18 protein-coding genes are annotated in these 15,621 nt (G+C 47.5%); 5 read left to right on the forward strand and 13 right to left on the reverse strand.

Annotation, left to right across the window (positions count from 1 at the left end):
* Window positions 1-6: 6 nt before the first annotated feature.
* From UF06_RS14530 to bolA, 10 genes are all read right to left on the reverse strand, one after another.
* Window positions 7-240, reverse strand: a complete 234-nt coding sequence (locus UF06_RS14530; RefSeq protein WP_039433425.1) for a DUF2789 domain-containing protein — start codon at window positions 238-240, stop codon at window positions 7-9.
* A gap of 121 nt (window positions 241-361) precedes the next feature.
* Window positions 362-595, reverse strand: a complete 234-nt coding sequence (nqrM, locus tag UF06_RS14535) for a (Na+)-NQR maturation NqrM (protein ID WP_039430318.1) — start codon at window positions 593-595, stop codon at window positions 362-364.
* Window positions 596-614: 19 nt separating this feature from the next.
* Complete coding sequence (locus UF06_RS14540) at window positions 615-1,619, reverse strand: FAD:protein FMN transferase (protein ID WP_045571082.1); 1,005 nt, start codon at window positions 1,617-1,619, stop codon at window positions 615-617.
* A 153-nt stretch (window positions 1,620-1,772) separates the two neighbouring features.
* On the reverse strand, window positions 1,773-2,996 hold the full coding sequence (nqrF, locus tag UF06_RS14545; RefSeq protein ID WP_045571083.1) for an NADH:ubiquinone reductase (Na(+)-transporting) subunit F: 1,224 nt from the start codon (window positions 2,994-2,996) through the stop codon (window positions 1,773-1,775).
* A gap of 33 nt (window positions 2,997-3,029) precedes the next feature.
* Window positions 3,030-3,626 (reverse strand): NADH:ubiquinone reductase (Na(+)-transporting) subunit E, encoded by a 597-nt coding sequence (gene nqrE, locus UF06_RS14550; RefSeq protein WP_045571084.1) that lies wholly within the window; start codon window positions 3,624-3,626, stop codon window positions 3,030-3,032.
* Between the two features lie 7 nt (window positions 3,627-3,633).
* Window positions 3,634-4,266, reverse strand: a complete 633-nt coding sequence (locus UF06_RS14555; protein WP_045571085.1) for an NADH:ubiquinone reductase (Na(+)-transporting) subunit D — start codon at window positions 4,264-4,266, stop codon at window positions 3,634-3,636.
* Window positions 4,266-5,033 (reverse strand): Na(+)-translocating NADH-quinone reductase subunit C, encoded by a 768-nt coding sequence (locus UF06_RS14560; RefSeq protein ID WP_045571086.1) that lies wholly within the window; start codon window positions 5,031-5,033, stop codon window positions 4,266-4,268. The genes UF06_RS14555 and UF06_RS14560 overlap by 1 nt, the downstream gene beginning before the upstream one ends.
* On the reverse strand, window positions 5,023-6,267 hold the full coding sequence (locus tag UF06_RS14565) for an NADH:ubiquinone reductase (Na(+)-transporting) subunit B (RefSeq protein ID WP_039465269.1): 1,245 nt from the start codon (window positions 6,265-6,267) through the stop codon (window positions 5,023-5,025). Before UF06_RS14565 ends, UF06_RS14560 begins: the two co-directional genes overlap by 11 nt.
* A gap of 5 nt (window positions 6,268-6,272) precedes the next feature.
* Window positions 6,273-7,613 (reverse strand): Na(+)-translocating NADH-quinone reductase subunit A, encoded by a 1,341-nt coding sequence (locus tag UF06_RS14570; protein WP_082069718.1) that lies wholly within the window; start codon window positions 7,611-7,613, stop codon window positions 6,273-6,275.
* A 484-nt stretch (window positions 7,614-8,097) separates the two neighbouring features.
* Complete coding sequence (gene bolA / locus UF06_RS14575) at window positions 8,098-8,409, reverse strand: transcriptional regulator BolA (protein ID WP_045571088.1); 312 nt, start codon at window positions 8,407-8,409, stop codon at window positions 8,098-8,100.
* Window positions 8,410-8,614: 205 nt separating this feature from the next.
* On the opposite strand from bolA, the gene UF06_RS14580 reads away from it, so the two are divergent.
* From UF06_RS14580 to UF06_RS14595, 4 genes are all read left to right on the forward strand, one after another.
* Complete coding sequence (locus UF06_RS14580) at window positions 8,615-9,745, forward strand: methyltransferase (protein WP_045571089.1); 1,131 nt, start codon at window positions 8,615-8,617, stop codon at window positions 9,743-9,745.
* Window positions 9,746-9,822: 77 nt separating this feature from the next.
* Complete coding sequence (locus UF06_RS14585; protein ID WP_045571090.1) at window positions 9,823-10,392, forward strand: YajG family lipoprotein; 570 nt, start codon at window positions 9,823-9,825, stop codon at window positions 10,390-10,392.
* Window positions 10,392-10,949, forward strand: a complete 558-nt coding sequence (locus UF06_RS14590) for a peptidylprolyl isomerase (protein WP_045571091.1) — start codon at window positions 10,392-10,394, stop codon at window positions 10,947-10,949. Before UF06_RS14585 ends, UF06_RS14590 begins: the two co-directional genes overlap by 1 nt.
* 51 nt (window positions 10,950-11,000) lie before the next feature.
* Entirely contained in the window at window positions 11,001-12,392 is a 1,392-nt protein-coding gene (locus tag UF06_RS14595; protein WP_045571092.1) for an MFS transporter, read from the forward strand.
* Between the two features lie 82 nt (window positions 12,393-12,474).
* On the opposite strand, the gene UF06_RS14600 is transcribed toward UF06_RS14595, so the two are convergent.
* The 3 genes from UF06_RS14600 to UF06_RS14610 all read right to left on the reverse strand — a co-directional run bounded on the left by UF06_RS14600 (window position 12,475) and on the right by UF06_RS14610 (window position 14,422).
* Complete coding sequence (locus UF06_RS14600) at window positions 12,475-13,140, reverse strand: ChrR family anti-sigma-E factor (RefSeq protein ID WP_045571093.1); 666 nt, start codon at window positions 13,138-13,140, stop codon at window positions 12,475-12,477.
* A complete protein-coding gene (locus tag UF06_RS14605) occupies window positions 13,137-13,721 on the reverse strand; it encodes an RNA polymerase sigma factor (RefSeq protein ID WP_045571094.1) in 585 nt (194 codons plus the stop codon). The genes UF06_RS14600 and UF06_RS14605 overlap by 4 nt, the downstream gene beginning before the upstream one ends.
* Before the next feature lie 116 nt (window positions 13,722-13,837).
* Window positions 13,838-14,422: an LON peptidase substrate-binding domain-containing protein gene (locus UF06_RS14610; RefSeq protein ID WP_045571095.1), complete on the reverse strand. Its 585-nt coding sequence runs from the start codon at window positions 14,420-14,422 to the stop codon at window positions 13,838-13,840.
* Between the two features lie 309 nt (window positions 14,423-14,731).
* Between UF06_RS14610 and UF06_RS14615 the strand changes: the two genes are divergently transcribed.
* Window positions 14,732-15,550 (forward strand): outer membrane protein OmpK, encoded by an 819-nt coding sequence (locus UF06_RS14615; protein WP_045571096.1) that lies wholly within the window; start codon window positions 14,732-14,734, stop codon window positions 15,548-15,550.
* The last annotated feature ends 71 nt before the right edge of the window (window positions 15,551-15,621 follow it).

Consider the following 15,621-nt stretch of genomic DNA (forward strand, 5'->3'; position numbering starts at 1 on the left):
CTAACATTATTTGCGCAGCATCACGTCTAACTGGTCGACCAACTCTGCCCAATCGGCATCTTCTTCAATCGCTTCACGCAGAAAACTCGCTTGAGCTTGGGTCCAAAAACTGGCCTGGTGCAGTGGTGTGGTGTCGCGTGGATGACGGTGAGCGTCGATAAACTCATCTATCTCCCTAGGTGAACTGCCAAGCCCTAACTGTTCAAACAGCTCAGCCATACCGTGTTGATGAAGTTGCATAGTACCTCCTGACATAACAACGGTTTTCAAGTCCAATTTCCTAAGTATAGAACCAAGTGCTAGCACATACCCCTGCAAAGAAAAAACAACCCAGCCGAAGCTGGGTTGAGTAATGACAAGGTCATGCTATGCGGTCTTTTTCCCACTCTGAGAGTTTTTGTGCTCGGGCCGCCTCTCGTGCTTCACGCTTTTTGCGCGCATCACACGGTTCTGGACAGTTGCAGACTTTCTCAATCCCAACCGCGCCCAAACCGCCACAGCTTCCTTTCACCACTTTTTTCTGGAAGATATAACCCACAGCCATCGCGGCGATCACCGCGACAAACACCGCAAAGGTAATTAGAAATGTACTCATACGCTTAAACTCAATCCTGTCATTTTTTCACAAATGGTTGGTAGGCTTTAGAAACCAGCTCTTTAAAACCATCATCCGTTTTTACAATCATTAGTACGGGGATGTTGTTTTGGTTGGCTACTTCCATTCCTTTGATATCGCCAAGCACCATCAGCCCCGTCGCTAAGCCATCGGCGGTCATGGACGACTTATCCAGCACCGTCACCGACACCACTTTATTGGAGATGGGTTTACCGGTCGTCGGGTCAATAATATGTGAATAACGGACCCCATCACGCTCAAAGTAGTTGCGATAATCGCCAGAAGTGGCAATCGCCATATCGCCCGGCTCAATAATTTCTTGAATCGCACGCTCTTCAACAGAAGGTTTCTCGACAGCAATGCGCCAAGGAATACCCTCACGGTTGACGCCTTTTAAACGAATCTCCCCGCCCACTTCAACCATGTAGTTGTTAATGCCTTGCGACTGAATGTAATCGGCCACCACATCCACCCCCCAGCCTTTAGCAATGGTCGAAAGATCCACATACAAGTTCGGCAAGGTTTTTGTCAGTTGATTGCCTTGTACGGATAAATGGTGAATGCCCGTTTTGGCTTTGCGCTGTGCGAGTTCAGCATCGCTCGGCACCACTTCAGGGCGTGCTTCTGGGCCAAATCCCCACAGATTAACTAACGGCCCAACCGTGACATCCAACGCTCCTTCAGTCAACTGATTAAGGCGAATAGCTTCTTTCACCACCGTTGCGGTTTGCTCAGAAACAGTAAACGGCTCTGAACCTTGGTATTGGTTAAAACGGCTCAGCTCTGAATCTTTGCGATAAGTCGACATCTGATCGTTCACTTCTTCCAACAAGCGATCCACTTCGGCTTGGATCGATTCAGCGCTCGGGATGTCGGGTTGAACGATGTATTTTATATTATACGTCGTGCCCATGGTTGGGCCGCTAAGATGAACTTGTTCTGCAGGCTTTTCACAGCCAGCGAGAATCAATAGAGAAGCAAATGCAACAAGCCACTTTTTCACTTGTTTAACTCCTATTGTGGAATGGATATAGAAAATAGGTGCAAAATTTGGCCTCCATTTTCTATATCAACTCTATTACGTCAAAATCATTTAATAAGAAAAAAGAATGGCTGACCCACAAGGGCCAGCCATAGTTTCAGTCACTTAGCGGAATTAACCACCGAAGTCATCCAGTAGGATGTTTTCGTCTTCAACACCAAGATCTTTCAGCATGCCGATAACGGCAGCGTTCATCATTGGTGGACCACACATGTAGTATTCACAATCTTCTGGCGCATCGTGATCGCGCAGATAGTTTTCGTACAGTACGTTGTGGATGAAGCCGGTGTAACCCGTCCAGTTATCTTCTGGTTGCGGATCAGACAGCGCACAGTGCCACACGAAGTTGTCGTTTTCAGCCGCTAGGCCATCGAAATCTTCTACGTAGAACATTTCACGCTTAGAACGCGCACCGTACCAGAAAGACATCTTACGTTTAGACTGCAGACGTTTTAGCTGGTCAAAAATGTGTGAACGCATTGGTGCCATACCCGCACCACCACCAATGAAGACCATTTCTGCATCGGTATCTTTGGCGAAGAACTCACCAAACGGACCAGAAATCGTACACTTATCACCCGCTTTTAGCGACCAGATGTAAGAAGACATCTGACCCGGTGGTACGTTTGGATTGTTTGGTGGCGGCGTCGCGATACGTACGTTCAGCATGATGATGCCAAATTCTTCCGGGTAGTTCGCCATAGAGTAAGCACGAATAATTGGCTCATCCACTTTTGAAACGTAACGGAACAGATTGAACTTGTCCCAGTCACCACGGAATTTTTCCGGAACATCGTAGTCAGCGTACTTAACTTCATGCGCAGGCGCTTCGATCTGAATGTAACCACCCGCACGGAATGGCACAGACTCACCATCAGGGATCTGCAGCTTAAGCTCTTTGATGAATGTCGCTTTGTTATCGTTAGAGATAACCGTACATTCCCACCGCTTAACACCAAAGATCTCTTCTGGCAGTTCAAGATCCAAATCGTTCTTCACAGCAACCTGACAAGCTAGACGCTCACCTTCACGAGCTTCACCTTTGGTAATGTGATCAAGCTCAGTAGGTAGAATGTCACCACCGCCAGATTTGATTTTTACGCGGCACTGACCACATGAGCCACCACCACCACAAGCAGACGAAACGAAGACACCGGCACCAGCCAGTGCAGTCAGCAGTTTACCGCCTGGTTGCGTTACGATCGCTTTTGCAGGATCGCCATTGATAGAGATTGTAATGTCACCTGTTGGTACCAGCTTAGACTTGGCGAACAGAATCACCAGTACTAGAGCTAGCACAATCAGAGTAAACATCACTACACCAAGAATAATGTCCATTGACTATTCCTTTATTGTTGCGGTTTACCCGACTTACAGTTGAACACCAGAGAAAGACATAAAGCCTAGCGCCATTAAGCCAGCCGTGATGAAGGTAATACCCAAACCACGCAGACCAGGAGGTACGTCAGAGTACTTCATTTTCTCACGGATACCTGCAAGAGCGACGATAGCTAGCATCCAGCCCACACCAGAACCGAAACCGTACACGACAGATTCAGCAAAGTTGTAGTCACGTTGTACCATGAAAGATACACCACCGAAGATCGCACAGTTTACTGTGATCAGCGGTAGGAAGATGCCCAGTGCGTTGTACAGAGGAGGAAAGAAGCGATCAAGGATCATTTCCAGAATCTGTACCAGTGCCGCAATTACACCGATAAAGGTAATAAAGTTCAGAAAGCTTAAATCGACTCCAGGAGCCAATGCATCTGGCTTCAACACTAGGTTGTACACCAAGTTGTTAACTGGCACAGAAATAGTCAATACAACCACGACCGCAATACCTAGGCCGAAAGAGGTCTTCACTTTCTTCGATACCGCCAAGAAGGTACACATACCTAAGAAGAAAGAGAGTGCCATGTTCTCGATGAAAATCGATTTAACCAGCAAACTAATATAATGTTCCATGACGACCTTACTCCTTCGCTTCTACTTGTTCAGGCTTGAACGTACGAATCGCCCAAATCATGAAACCGATCAGGAAAAACGCTGAAGGTGCCAGCAACATTAGGCCGTTTGGTTGATACCAACCGCCATTGCTGATCAGTGGCATCACTTCAATTCCGAATAGTTTGCCTGAACCCAAAAGCTCACGGAAGAAACCAACGGTAATCAAAACGAAGCCATAACCTAGACCGTTGCCAATACCGTCGATAAACGATGGAATTGGTGCCGACTTCATCGCAAACGCCTCCGCACGGCCCATTACGATACAGTTGGTAATAATAAGACCAACGAATACCGACAGCTGTTTAGAGATGTCGTACAGGTACGCTTTCAGGATTTGGTCAACCACGATTACTAGAGATGCGATGATCGCCATCTGCACGATGATACGCACGCTGTTAGGAATGTGGTTACGAATAAGTGAAACGAAAAAGTTAGAAAATGCAGTAACAAACATTACCGCTATAGTCATAACAAACGCCGTTTCCAGTTTGGTGGTTACTGCCAGTGCAGAACAAACACCGAGAACTTGTAGCGCGATTGGGTTGTTGTCCAATACTGGCGCTAGCACGCTCTTTTTCAGCTCTTTTGCGCTAGACATTAGTTCAGACCTCCGTCACGAACTTTAGCTAGGAACGGACCAAAGCCCATGTCACCTAACCAGAAGTCGAATGTGTGTTGAACGCCGTTACTGGTCAATGTTGCGCCTGATAGAGCGTCAACACCGTGCTCAGAACCTGCAGGTGCGCCACCTTTGACGATTTTGATCGCTGGTTGGTGGTTTTCGTCAAACAGTTTCTTACCAACCCATTGCGCACGCCAAGATGGGTTTTCTACTTCGCCGCCCAATCCCGGAGTCTCACCCTGTTGGTAGTAAGTGATACCAGATACGGTATTGCCGTCAGTTTCTACTGCAACAAACGCGTACATCATTGACCACAGACCGTTACCGTGAACCGGAATGATCACCTTAGACACTTGAGCGCCATCTTTAACCAGATAAACCACACCCGTGTTTGCACGACGAAGGATTTTTGCGTCATCTTGATCGGCTGATAGCTTGATCGATTCCGCAGGATCTTTTGCTGCTTTACGTTGGTCAAATGTGGTTGCGTCACCTTCAACAAAGTCGCCAGATTTAAAATCAACCAGACGTGGTTCGATGTATTTGGCAAACAATTCGGGTACAGAACCTTTTTCTGTAATGCCAGCTACTTCGACAATCTTACTTTGTTTATCTAGGAGTGCGTTTGCTTTTTGCTTGCTACGCAAGCCAACCGCCGCTGCCGATACGATGATTGAGCACACTAGGCTCAACGCGATAACAACAAACAGCGTCTTTTTAATGCTATCGTTATTACTTGCCATAGCGTGCTAGTCTCCGCTTGATGTTTTTCTCCACAACGATGTGGTCGAACAGAGGGGCAAATAGGTTAGCGAACAGAATCGCTAGCATCATGCCTTCTGGATATGCAGGGTTGACCACACGAATCAGCACACACATGATGCCAATCAGAATACCGTAGGCCCATTTCGCATTGTTAGTAAACGAAGCTGATACCGGATCGGTCGCCATGAAGAACATACCGAATGCAAAGCCACCTAAAACGAGGTGCCAATGCCAAGGCATGTTGAACATCGCATTGCTGTCTGAACCAATCACGTTGAACAGGGTAGACAGAGCGATCATACCGATCATCACACCTGCGATGATGCGCCATGAAGCAATACCCATGTACACGATAAACGCAGCGCCGATAGCTAGAGCAAGAGTCGATACTTCGCCGATTGAACCCGGAATGTTACCGATGAAGGCATCCATCCAAGTGATCGCCTGACCTGTTGCGGCATTAACTAGCGCACCGTTACCGCCTTGCGCCCATTGGCTCAGAGCAGTAGCACCAGAGAAACCATCCGCCGCAGTCCAAACTAGGTCACCCGAGATTTGCGCTGGGTAGGCGAAGAATAGGAATGCACGGCCCGCGAGAGCTGGGTTCAGGAAGTTACGACCAGTACCACCGAAGACTTCTTTCGCGACAACCACACCGAAGGTAATACCCAGCGCAGCTTGCCATAGCGGAAGTGTTGGCGGAACAATCAGTGCGAACAAGATAGAAGTCACAAAGAAACCTTCGTTAACTTCGTGCTTACGCACCATACAGAACAGCACTTCCCAGAAACCACCGACTATGAATACCGTCGCGTAGATAGGCAGGAAGTAAGTCGCACCCAGCAGCATTTTGCTGCCCCAACCTGCATCAGCGGCCAGTGTGCCACCGAGCATTTCTGTCAACCAGTAGTGCCAGTTGCCAGCAACAATTGCTGCCAGCTGATCACCAGCATACATATGATTGAGCGCGGCAATTGCTTGACCACCCGCGTTGTACATCCCCCAGAACATCGCTGGGAACACGGCTAGCCAAACCATGATCATGATACGTTTTAGGTCAACGCTATCACGAACGTGTGAGCTTTTTTTCGTCACCAGACCAGGTGTGTAGAAAACTGTTGCGACAGCTTCATACAGGGCAAACCATTTTTCATGTTTACCACCCGGCTCAAAGTGATGCTCGATATCTTCAAGAAACTTTTTGAGGCCCATGAAAATTACCCTTCCTTCTCAATCTTGTCGAGGCATTCACGCAGTAGCTGACCGTACTCGTATTTGCCTGGACACACAAAGGTACACAGCGCGAGATCTTCTTCGTCCAGCTCCAAAGCACCTAGGCTTTGCGCACTGTCAGAATCACCAGCACAAAGATCACGAAGCAACAACGTTGGCTCCATGTCGAGCGGCAGTACTTTTTCGTAGTTGCCAATCGGTACCATTGAACGATCACTACCGTTAGTCGAGGTTGTCATATTGAACAACTGACCTTTGAACAAGTGACCAAGGAATGAACGGGTAACAGAGAACTTGTTCTTGCCAGGCATTGCCCAACCAAGGAACTCTTTGTCACGACCTTCACGCAGAACAGAAACCTGCAGGTGGTAACGACCCAGATAAGCGTGAGGACCCGTTGCATGCACACCAGAAAGTACCGAGCCAGAGATGACACGCACTTCACCGGGCATGATCTCGTTATCGGTCACTTCATCTAGGCTTGCACCGATAACGGTACGAACCAAGCGAGGATTGTTGACAACCGGACCAGCCAGAGAAATTACGCGCTCAGCATACAGTTCACCAGTCAGGAACAATTTACCGAAAGCGATAACGTCCTGATAGTTAATGCTCCAAGCCACGTTTTGTGCATTTACAGGGTAAAGGAAATGCATGTGGGTGCCAGCTAGGCCAGCTGGATGCGGGCCATCAAATACATGCTCTTCGACATTAGACTGCGCGCTGCGTGGCAGGCTAGAGCCAGATTTACACACGTAAACCTTGCCTTCAGTCAAAGCGGAAAGCACATCCAATCCAGCAACGAAAGCTTCAGCTTGTCCATTGATAATCAACTCAGGTTTCGCTGCCAAAGGATTGGTATCCATTGCCGTCACGAAGATCGCCTTAGTTGAAGACTCGATTGCCGGAACCTTACTGAACGGACGAGTACGCAGAGCAGTCCAAAGCCCAGACTCAACCAGTTGAGTTCTGATCGCTGCGCGATCAAGACCTGCCAGTTGGCTAGCTTCAAACTTATCAAAAGTAACCTGCTCGTCACCTGCCACTTCAACCACAACCGATTGAAGGACACGTTTCGCGCCACGATTGACTTCGATAACTTTACCGCTCACTGGAGAAGTAAATTTCACGCCAGGGTTCTTTTTGTCTTCAAAAAGAATTTGGGCTTTCTTCACTTCATCACCTACGCGTACATGCATCGTAGGACGCATGCCAACGTACTCTTCGCCAAGCAAGGCGACTTTTTTGATGGCTTTGCCATCATTAATCACCTGGGTAGGAGCTCCTGCTATAGGAAGGTCCAAACCCTTTTTTATTGTAATCATACGCACTTGCACTACTTTTATCGGGAAAAAGATTCTTTTGATTGCGTAACTTTTAGACACGACATTTGTGTCCGGTTCTGGCGTCGTTTTAAACGCCAAAATCGCAACATCCTTTTAAAAATCTCTTCACATGAAATTGGAGAGATTTATCAGGTGCGATATTTTAGCATCTTTTGCGAACTTGATGCCATGACCAATAAACGCATTAGCCGTTTTATTTCGAATGAATTGAGAGATATAGACTAACTATTGTTCATAACTTTGACACGTCGCACAAATGGCAACCGGATTACAAACTTCTAGCATAGGCAGAAACTATCGATCTCGACCTATCATTTGTTACACTCATTTGTTGAAACGCTGTTAATACATTTTTTAATCAGTATCGCTAAGAAAGCGAACCATTGATGGACATAAAAAAAGATGGTTTACACCATCTTTCCCTCAATCATCAAACAAACCAGCCTTGGTACAAAGACCGATTTTAAACACGGCTGCCGCCCATACACATTGGGCTGTCTGGCGCGCCGCCGCGTTCTAATCGCCACTCTTTCTCAGTGTAGGTGTGAATCGCCAACGCATGGATGTGATTATTCAGCTCATCGGCTAATGCTTGATTCACTTGACGATGACGGGCAAGCAGTCTCTGCCCTTCAAATTTGTTAGTCACCACAATGACTTTGAAGTGACTTTCTGAGCCTGGTGGTACGTTGTGCATGTAACTTTCGTTCACGACGCTCAGATAATCTGGCTCAAACGTATTGTGCAGCTTCGTTTCTATGACTTCTTGGATCATATTTCATCCCCTTTGCTCACGAACCCTACAAGTATATACCCTATTTTACCGACATTGGTCTGATGAATAGAATAAGACTGAACATTCTATCAACATCAACCGCTACAGAAGAAGATCCGTTGTGTTTTTTTGTAGACTCTGCCTATCTTGTTTGCCAGCCATCTGCGAGAATATTGTTAGAACTCAATATGACACGCACCATTTTATGAAAACCGATCTTTCTCTTCACGACAGAAACCTCACTCTCTTCAGATATCCAAAATTAACCAATGAAACACTGCAAGCGTGGGACGCCGGAGATGAGTATCTGATCAATCATGTCGAAGCGCTCGACTTAAATCCGGGGCAGAACATTCTGGTGTTGAACGACCATTTTGGAGCGCTTTCCTGCTGGCTCTCGGCCAAGCATAAAGTGACTTTGATGAGCGATTCCTATATTTCTCATCAAGGTACACGGAACAATTTGCTAGAGAATCAATGTCATAATGTCACCATCCTGACATCGATGGACGCCATACCCAATGACACCCATGTCGTTGTGATGCAATTGCCAAAAAGCAATCGCCATCTGGTATGGCAACTAAGCCAACTTCGCCAAGCCCTCCCGAGTAATGTGCCAGTGATTGCAGTCAACAAGGCCAGAGACATTCACACTTCCACGCTGAATCTGTTTGAGAAATATCTCGGTACGACTACGACATCACTGGCGTGGAAAAAACATCGCCTTGTCTTTTGTCACGCCAACAGTTTGCAGCCAGACACACCAGCTGCGCTCGTCAGTTGGGATGTGCCAGAGCATCAAATGACGCTGCAAAATCTGCCAAATGTCTATTCGGGTGAAAGCTTAGACTTAGGCGCTCGCTTTATGTTAGAGCATATTCCAAGCGATGAAAAACTCACACACATCATTGATTTAGGCTGCGGTAACGGGGTGTTGTCGGTCAAAGCCGCGCGGCTCAACCCACAGGCAAAAATCACCTTGGTGGATGAAAGTTTTATGGCGTTGGCCAGTGCAAAACTCAACATTGAACACAATGCGGAGCACACGGCCGAAGTGGAATTTATTGCCAACAACTGCTTGGAAGGATTTTCGCCGCAAAGCGCTGCTCTGATCTTGTGTAACCCGCCATTTCATCAGCAACAAACCGTCACTGACCATATTGCTTGGCAGATGTTTTGTGATGCAAAACGGGTGCTGGTAAAAGAGGGGAAACTTTTGGTGATCGGCAATCGCCATTTAGGGTACGATGCCAAACTAAGACGCCTTTACGGTGAGAAGAATGTAAAGCTCGTCGCTTCAAATAGTAAGTTTGTGATTTTACAGGCAACTAAATAAGCTGCTAGTTTTAATCCGCTCCATTCTTGATTTTAATGTTAGGTTATAAGCCATCGTTGCTAACAAAGGAATACACCATGAGAAAACTGGTTATCGCTGCTTCTATCGCCCTGCTTGCGGCCTGTTCGACTCCTCAGCAGGAACAACTCAATCTGAACCCGCAAGCGACCTTAAGCACCAATCCACTTGTACAAGGCAAAACTTACAGTCTAACAAGTAAAGATCTGCGCGCCGCACAATACGTTGCCCTGCTCGATAGTGGGCGCTCCAATATTCTGCCACTGCATGCCAAACAGAATATGCGCATTCTACTGGAAAGCCTGCTCGAGCAGCAATTCTCCTCACAAGGCTATAAAGTGGATCTCAACAGCAATAACTTGATCAACTTAGAGATACGTGAAGCTCTGGTCAATGTGCGCCACAGCGTGATGCAAAATGAGATTGACGCCAAAGTGGTGTTGGTGGTTACCGCAGAGACACCGCGTGGTAAGTTGGAAAAAACCTACAACGGCACCGCGCAGCGCACTGGCTCTTTGAGCGCTTCGGACGAAGAGATCGAAATGGTGCTCAATGACGTGCTCAATTTGGTCATGGCTGAAATTGCCAATGATCAAGAACTGCAATCATACATGAAGGAACGTTTCTAATGCTTAAACCGACCATGAAAGCCATAATCACGACGATGGCTTTGCTCAGCTCTCTAGCATACGCAGGCCCTAAAGTGGCGTTTGAAACGACGCTCGGCACGATCACCATTGAGTTGGATGAAGAAAAAGCACCAAACACCGTCGCCAATTTTCTTAAGTATGTGAATGATGGCAGCTACGTCGGTTCACAGTTCCACCGCGTTATTCCTGGTTTTATGGCACAAGGTGGTGGTTTTGATGAAAAGATGAATCGCTTGCCGACCTACGATGCAATTAAAAACGAAGCCAATAACGGCTTAAAAAACGACACAGCGACCATTGCCATGGCACGCACTCAAGACCCACATTCAGCCACACGGCAGTTTTTCATTAATCTCAATGACAATGATTTTCTCAACTACGATGTGCAGCCTCCGGGTTATGCGGTGTTTGGCAAGGTGACCGACGGCTTTAGCGTGGTGCAAGAGATGGCCACTAAGCCAACCAAGAGCCAAGGTCGGATGAGCGACATTCCGGTCGTGCCGATTGTCATCACCAAAGCCACTTTACTTCCATAATGACCCGCCCCTTGATAAAAAGGGGCGCGTTCTATTTTTCCGGGATAGGTTATGTCTTCTTCCCCTGCCATTTCTTGGCGCGAGACCTTACAAAGCTACCTAGATAGACGTTTGCTGTGGGTATTTATGCTCGGATGTTCGAGCGGCTTTCCTTGGGTTCTGATTGGATCAAACATGTCTGGCTGGTTGAAAGATGCTGGGCTCACTCGAGCTGCAATCGGCTATTTCGGCAGTGTGTTTGCCGTCTATGCGATCAACTTTCTCTGGGCGCCGCTGGTGGACCGGGTCAAAATTCCGCTGTTGCACGCACGTTTGGGCCAAAGACGCAGCTGGATTTTCCTTTGTCAGATTTTTGTTTTGCTGGCAACTTTGCTGATTGCTGGGGTCAATCCGGCCGACAATCTCGCTTTAACGTCCGCATTAGCGCTGGCGATTGCCATCGCCTCCGCCACGCAAGATGTCGCGATTGACGCCTTTCGTATCGATACCTTTCCCAAGTCCAACACCTCTAAGTTGCCACAAGCGTCTGCCATGGCGGTGATCGGTTGGTGGACGGGGTATTCACTGCCGGGCTACTTGGCTTTTGTGAACGCAGACACCATAGGCTGGAACGGCGTTTACTACGGCATGGCGGCCATTGTCGCTTTACTCATGCTGTTTACCTTGCTCGTGGGTGAACCTGTTACCCACCGCGACGAACTGCAAGCCGCCGCGCAAAAGCGCCATGGTGATGTCGTCGGCTCGAAATGGGTCGCTTGGCTGAGTGTGACGGTACTGGAACCCTTTATCGACTTTTTTAAACGCAACGGTACGCGCGTCGCCATCACACTGCTTTTGTTCGTTTTCCTGTTCAAAATTGGCGAAGCTTTTCTTGGCCGCATGTCGATCACCTTTTACAAGGAAATTGGTTTTAGCAATGAACAAATCGGCTACTACTCCAAACTGCTCGGTTGGGGAATCACCATGTTTTTCACCTTAATTGGCAGTATGGTGAATGTTCGCTTTGGCATCGTCAAAGGGCTGATGATAGGCGGCACGGCGATGGCCGCAAGTAATTTGATGTTTGCTTGGATTGCGCAAGTCGGACCAAATGAGCCGCTATTTTTAGCCACTCTCGTGGTCGATAACTTTACATCTGCCTTTTCAACCGTCGCCTTTGTCTCTTTCCTCACCGTGGTCACTGGCCAAGCTTTTTCCGCTTCTCAGTACGCGCTATTGGCATCACTGGGTAACTTTGGCCGCACGACGCTGGCATCGTTCAGTGGCGAACTGGTGGATTATCTGGACAATTGGTCGATGTTCTTTATCGCTACGGCCATTATGGTGATCCCGAGTTTGTTAATGCTCTACTCGCTGCGGCACTACTTTAGCGATGTGTTAAAGAAAGCAGCACAAAACGACCAAGTAGACGCAAAAACGGATAGTGAGTTAAAGGCGCAATAGCAAAAAGAGCAATAACAGAGATAGATATAAACGACAAACAGGATAAGAGAAAGGCTTGCAGAATTTGCAAGCCTTGTGCTTTTTAAGGGTACATACCACGTCCGAACATATTAAAGATGCGCGCCACGCCTTGGGTAAACACCATTGGCTCGGTAAGCACCGTCAAACACAAGCAATCGGTATCTGCTTTGGTTCTTGGGCTGTGCTTAACCGAAGCATCACGCAGTAAGAAATCTCCCGCTTGGTACTCACCATCTTCATCACCAAAACTGCCGTGCAGCACTAAAGTTGCTTCCAAGCCTTTGTGTGTGTGCTGCGGAATTTGCACTCCTTCGGATATATACATCAGATTGACTCTCGCCTCTTCGCCAAAGTCAATTGGTGCACTGTAGACTTTGCCACCGTAGCTGCGCCACTCTGCCACCAAGTCGGCGTAGCGGCTCAGCGTTTGGGGCAACATGAAACGACGGTTTTTCACCGTAACAAAACGGCGATCATAGACTTCGCGCGCATCGGAGCGGATCTGGCTGTCCATGACTTGCGCTAGCATGTGGCTAAAATCGATCTCAGCCAGCGGTTCCGAGTTTGGTTCAAACATAGTTTGTGCCTGCGCGCCTTCCATGTGCGCCACGGCGTTCTGACACTCAGGACAGGTTTCCAAATGGGTAGCGACCATCAACCCTGTGACCGCGTCAACTTCTCCACAGGCATACGCCTGCAACATGGTAATGTCGGGGTGAAAACTCATAACTTATCCGCCTGCATACTGTGTCTTAACTTCTCTACCGCAAGTCTTAAACGTGACTTAACCGTCCCCAGAGGAATATCGAACATCTCTGCCACTTGCTGTTGTGGTAAATCCTCGATGTACACCGCCTGCATCACTTCTCGTTGTGCCTTGGGTAGACACTGAAGAAACTTCAACACCTGCTCTTTGAGTAGATCTTGTTCTGGGCTGTAGCAATCCACTAAGTCGAGTGGGTAGTAGTCACTCGGCCAAATATCGTCGGCATGGATGTGTAAATCTCGGCCTTTCTGTTTGCGCAACAAATCAAAACAGAGATTGCGAGCAATGGTGTAAACCCAAGTAGAAAGCGCACTTTTGCTGCCATCAAACAGGTGTGCCTTGTGCCACACCGTCATCATGGTATCTTGGACTAACTCCAAAGCAACTTGCTCATTACCCACATGCTTGTAAGCGAAATGACGTAATTTGGGCGCGTAAAAGTTGAAAATCACAGCAAATGCCTGCCGATCTTTCTCTTTCACTCTTTCCATGCACGCCGACCAATCTTGCCGGGTCATCGCTTGAGGATTTTCATTCAACATAGCCAGTCCTTCTGAAGGCGTTATGCTCGCTTTGGTGGTTGTACGTTATTGTTCACCGTGTGGATCAGTCTCATCACACAAATTTTTCTCGCTTAACGCTTAAATAGACGCTTTGCTTAGTGCTGGTAGCGTGCATTGTCATTCTCCACTACTTGGCTGAGAAAGTTTAGCCCACTAGAGCAATCAGGATGCCCGGCAAATTGTTCAAATTGTTGCACGCTGAGCGGTAAAATTTCCAGCCAACGCTGAGTCACCCAGTTCGCATCAGCGTAGAGCCTTTGCGGGTACAGATCAGCTAACTGAGGAAATTGCGCATAGACTTGGTCAAGCTGTTTGCCAAGGTAGCTCTCTTGCTCTGGCAGATCGGCTTGCGGCCAAGGTGACAGAGGTTGCACGGTCGCCAAACGCAAACCATCCTGTTCGAGCGCAATTTGCTCGATAGTAAAGCGTTGCACCCCCTGCACGGTAATCCCCAACAGGCCATCAGGCAAGACATCAAAATCGATGATTTTCACCTCCGTACCACATTGGGATAAGGTACTGCGCCCTGCACTCCTATCCACCAAACACATGCCAAAGGTCAAATTGTGCTCACAGCAGGTTTTCACCATGCGTTGGTATCTTGGCTCAAAAATCCTCAATTTCATTTTTCCGCTAGGCAACACGGTTGAGCTGAGAGGAAAAAGCATTAGTTGCGTCATAGTCACCCCGCTTAAAACTTCTGCAGCTTTCTACGCGCAAACCTTTACCTAGATCACAATGAAGGCAATTTATTAACAACCCTGCCTCTCTCTCGCTTTCAACAAATCCTCGCCTGCATCCAGATTGATAGTTTTATAAAAGTTCCCAACTTTCGTTTCAAAAGGAGATCGTGATCACCCAAATTGAAGAAAAATTGCACTCACATCACTTTTATTTGCGATTTAAATCGCTATGATGCGCGCAAATCATAGAACACAAGCACACGAACAGTGTGTCTTAACACCGTTACAAATATAGAGAGTTCCCCTATGCGTAAAACACTATTGACTCTTGGTCTGCTAGCAGCCACCGCTGCTCCAGTTATGGCTGCTGACTACTCTGGCGACGTTCACAAGAACGATTACAAGTGGATGCAATTCAACCTAATGGGTGCATTCGACGAGAAAGGTTATTCTGAATCTTCTCATGATTACCTAGAAATGGAATTTGGCGGCCGCTCTGGTATTTTCGACCTATACGGTTACGTAGATGTGTTTAACCTAGCTTCAGATCCTGGTAGTGATAAAGCTGGCGCAGAAAAAATCTTTATGAAGTTCGCACCGCGTATGTCTCTTGATGCGGTGACGGGCAAAGATCTCTCTTTCGGTCCAGTACAAGAACTGTACGTTGCATCTCTAATCGAGTGGGGTGGTAGCTCTGTTGTAAACAACCAAAAAATCGGTCTAGGTTCTGATGTGAATGTGCCTTGGCTGGGTAAAATCGGTCTAAACCTTTACGCATTCTACGATGGTAATAAGAAAGACTGGAACGGTTTCCAGTTGTCTACCAACTGGTTTAAACCTTTCTACTTCTTTGAAAACGGTTCATTTATCTCTTACCAAGGCTACATTGATTGGCAATTTGCAATGGACGATGACAAGATTGATAGCAAATTCGACACTACTGCTAGCAGTGGCGGCGCGATGTTTAACGGTATCTACTGGCACTCAGACCGCTTTGCAGTAGGTTACGGCCTAAAAGCATACAAAGATGTGTACGGTTTCGCAGATGGCGAAGCTCTAGCTTGGGGTCACAAACCAGAATCGTCTGGTGTAGGTCACTACGTTGCAGTCACTTACAAGTTCTAATTGAACTGAGTTGTAATGCAAAAATGGCGCTTTCGAGCGCCATTTTTATTTGCTTTCGCCAATTCCCTCAT

This window comes from Vibrio sp. S234-5, from assembly GCF_000960595.1.
Classification (GTDB): Bacteria; Pseudomonadota; Gammaproteobacteria; order Enterobacterales; family Vibrionaceae; genus Vibrio.

Excerpts from the sequence above, each read along its gene's own strand:
- UF06_RS14530 (WP_039433425.1), bottom strand. The coding sequence starts at position 240 with ATGCAACTTCATCAACACGGTATGGCTGAGCTGTTTGAACAGTTAGGG.
- nqrM (WP_039430318.1), bottom strand. The coding sequence starts at position 595 with ATGAGTACATTTCTAATTACCTTTGCGGTGTTTGTCGCGGTGATCGCC.
- nqrF (WP_045571083.1), bottom strand. The coding sequence starts at position 2,996 with ATGGACATTATTCTTGGTGTAGTGATGTTTACTCTGATTGTGCTAGCT.
- nqrE (WP_045571084.1), bottom strand. The coding sequence starts at position 3,626 with ATGGAACATTATATTAGTTTGCTGGTTAAATCGATTTTCATCGAGAAC.
- UF06_RS14555 (WP_045571085.1), bottom strand. The coding sequence starts at position 4,266 with ATGTCTAGCGCAAAAGAGCTGAAAAAGAGCGTGCTAGCGCCAGTATTG.
- UF06_RS14560 (WP_045571086.1), bottom strand. The coding sequence starts at position 5,033 with ATGGCAAGTAATAACGATAGCATTAAAAAGACGCTGTTTGTTGTTATC.
- UF06_RS14565 (WP_039465269.1), bottom strand. The coding sequence starts at position 6,267 with ATGGGCCTCAAAAAGTTTCTTGAAGATATCGAGCATCACTTTGAGCCG.
- UF06_RS14570 (WP_082069718.1), bottom strand. The coding sequence starts at position 7,613 with ATGATTACAATAAAAAAGGGTTTGGACCTTCCTATAGCAGGAGCTCCT.
- bolA (WP_045571088.1), bottom strand. The coding sequence starts at position 8,409 with ATGATCCAAGAAGTCATAGAAACGAAGCTGCACAATACGTTTGAGCCA.
- UF06_RS14580 (WP_045571089.1), top strand. The coding sequence starts at position 8,615 with ATGAAAACCGATCTTTCTCTTCACGACAGAAACCTCACTCTCTTCAGA.
- UF06_RS14585 (WP_045571090.1), top strand. The coding sequence starts at position 9,823 with ATGAGAAAACTGGTTATCGCTGCTTCTATCGCCCTGCTTGCGGCCTGT.
- UF06_RS14590 (WP_045571091.1), top strand. The coding sequence starts at position 10,392 with ATGCTTAAACCGACCATGAAAGCCATAATCACGACGATGGCTTTGCTC.
- UF06_RS14595 (WP_045571092.1), top strand. The coding sequence starts at position 11,001 with ATGTCTTCTTCCCCTGCCATTTCTTGGCGCGAGACCTTACAAAGCTAC.
- UF06_RS14600 (WP_045571093.1), bottom strand. The coding sequence starts at position 13,140 with ATGAGTTTTCACCCCGACATTACCATGTTGCAGGCGTATGCCTGTGGA.
- UF06_RS14605 (WP_045571094.1), bottom strand. The coding sequence starts at position 13,721 with ATGTTGAATGAAAATCCTCAAGCGATGACCCGGCAAGATTGGTCGGCG.
- UF06_RS14610 (WP_045571095.1), bottom strand. The coding sequence starts at position 14,422 with ATGACGCAACTAATGCTTTTTCCTCTCAGCTCAACCGTGTTGCCTAGC.
- UF06_RS14615 (WP_045571096.1), top strand. The coding sequence starts at position 14,732 with ATGCGTAAAACACTATTGACTCTTGGTCTGCTAGCAGCCACCGCTGCT.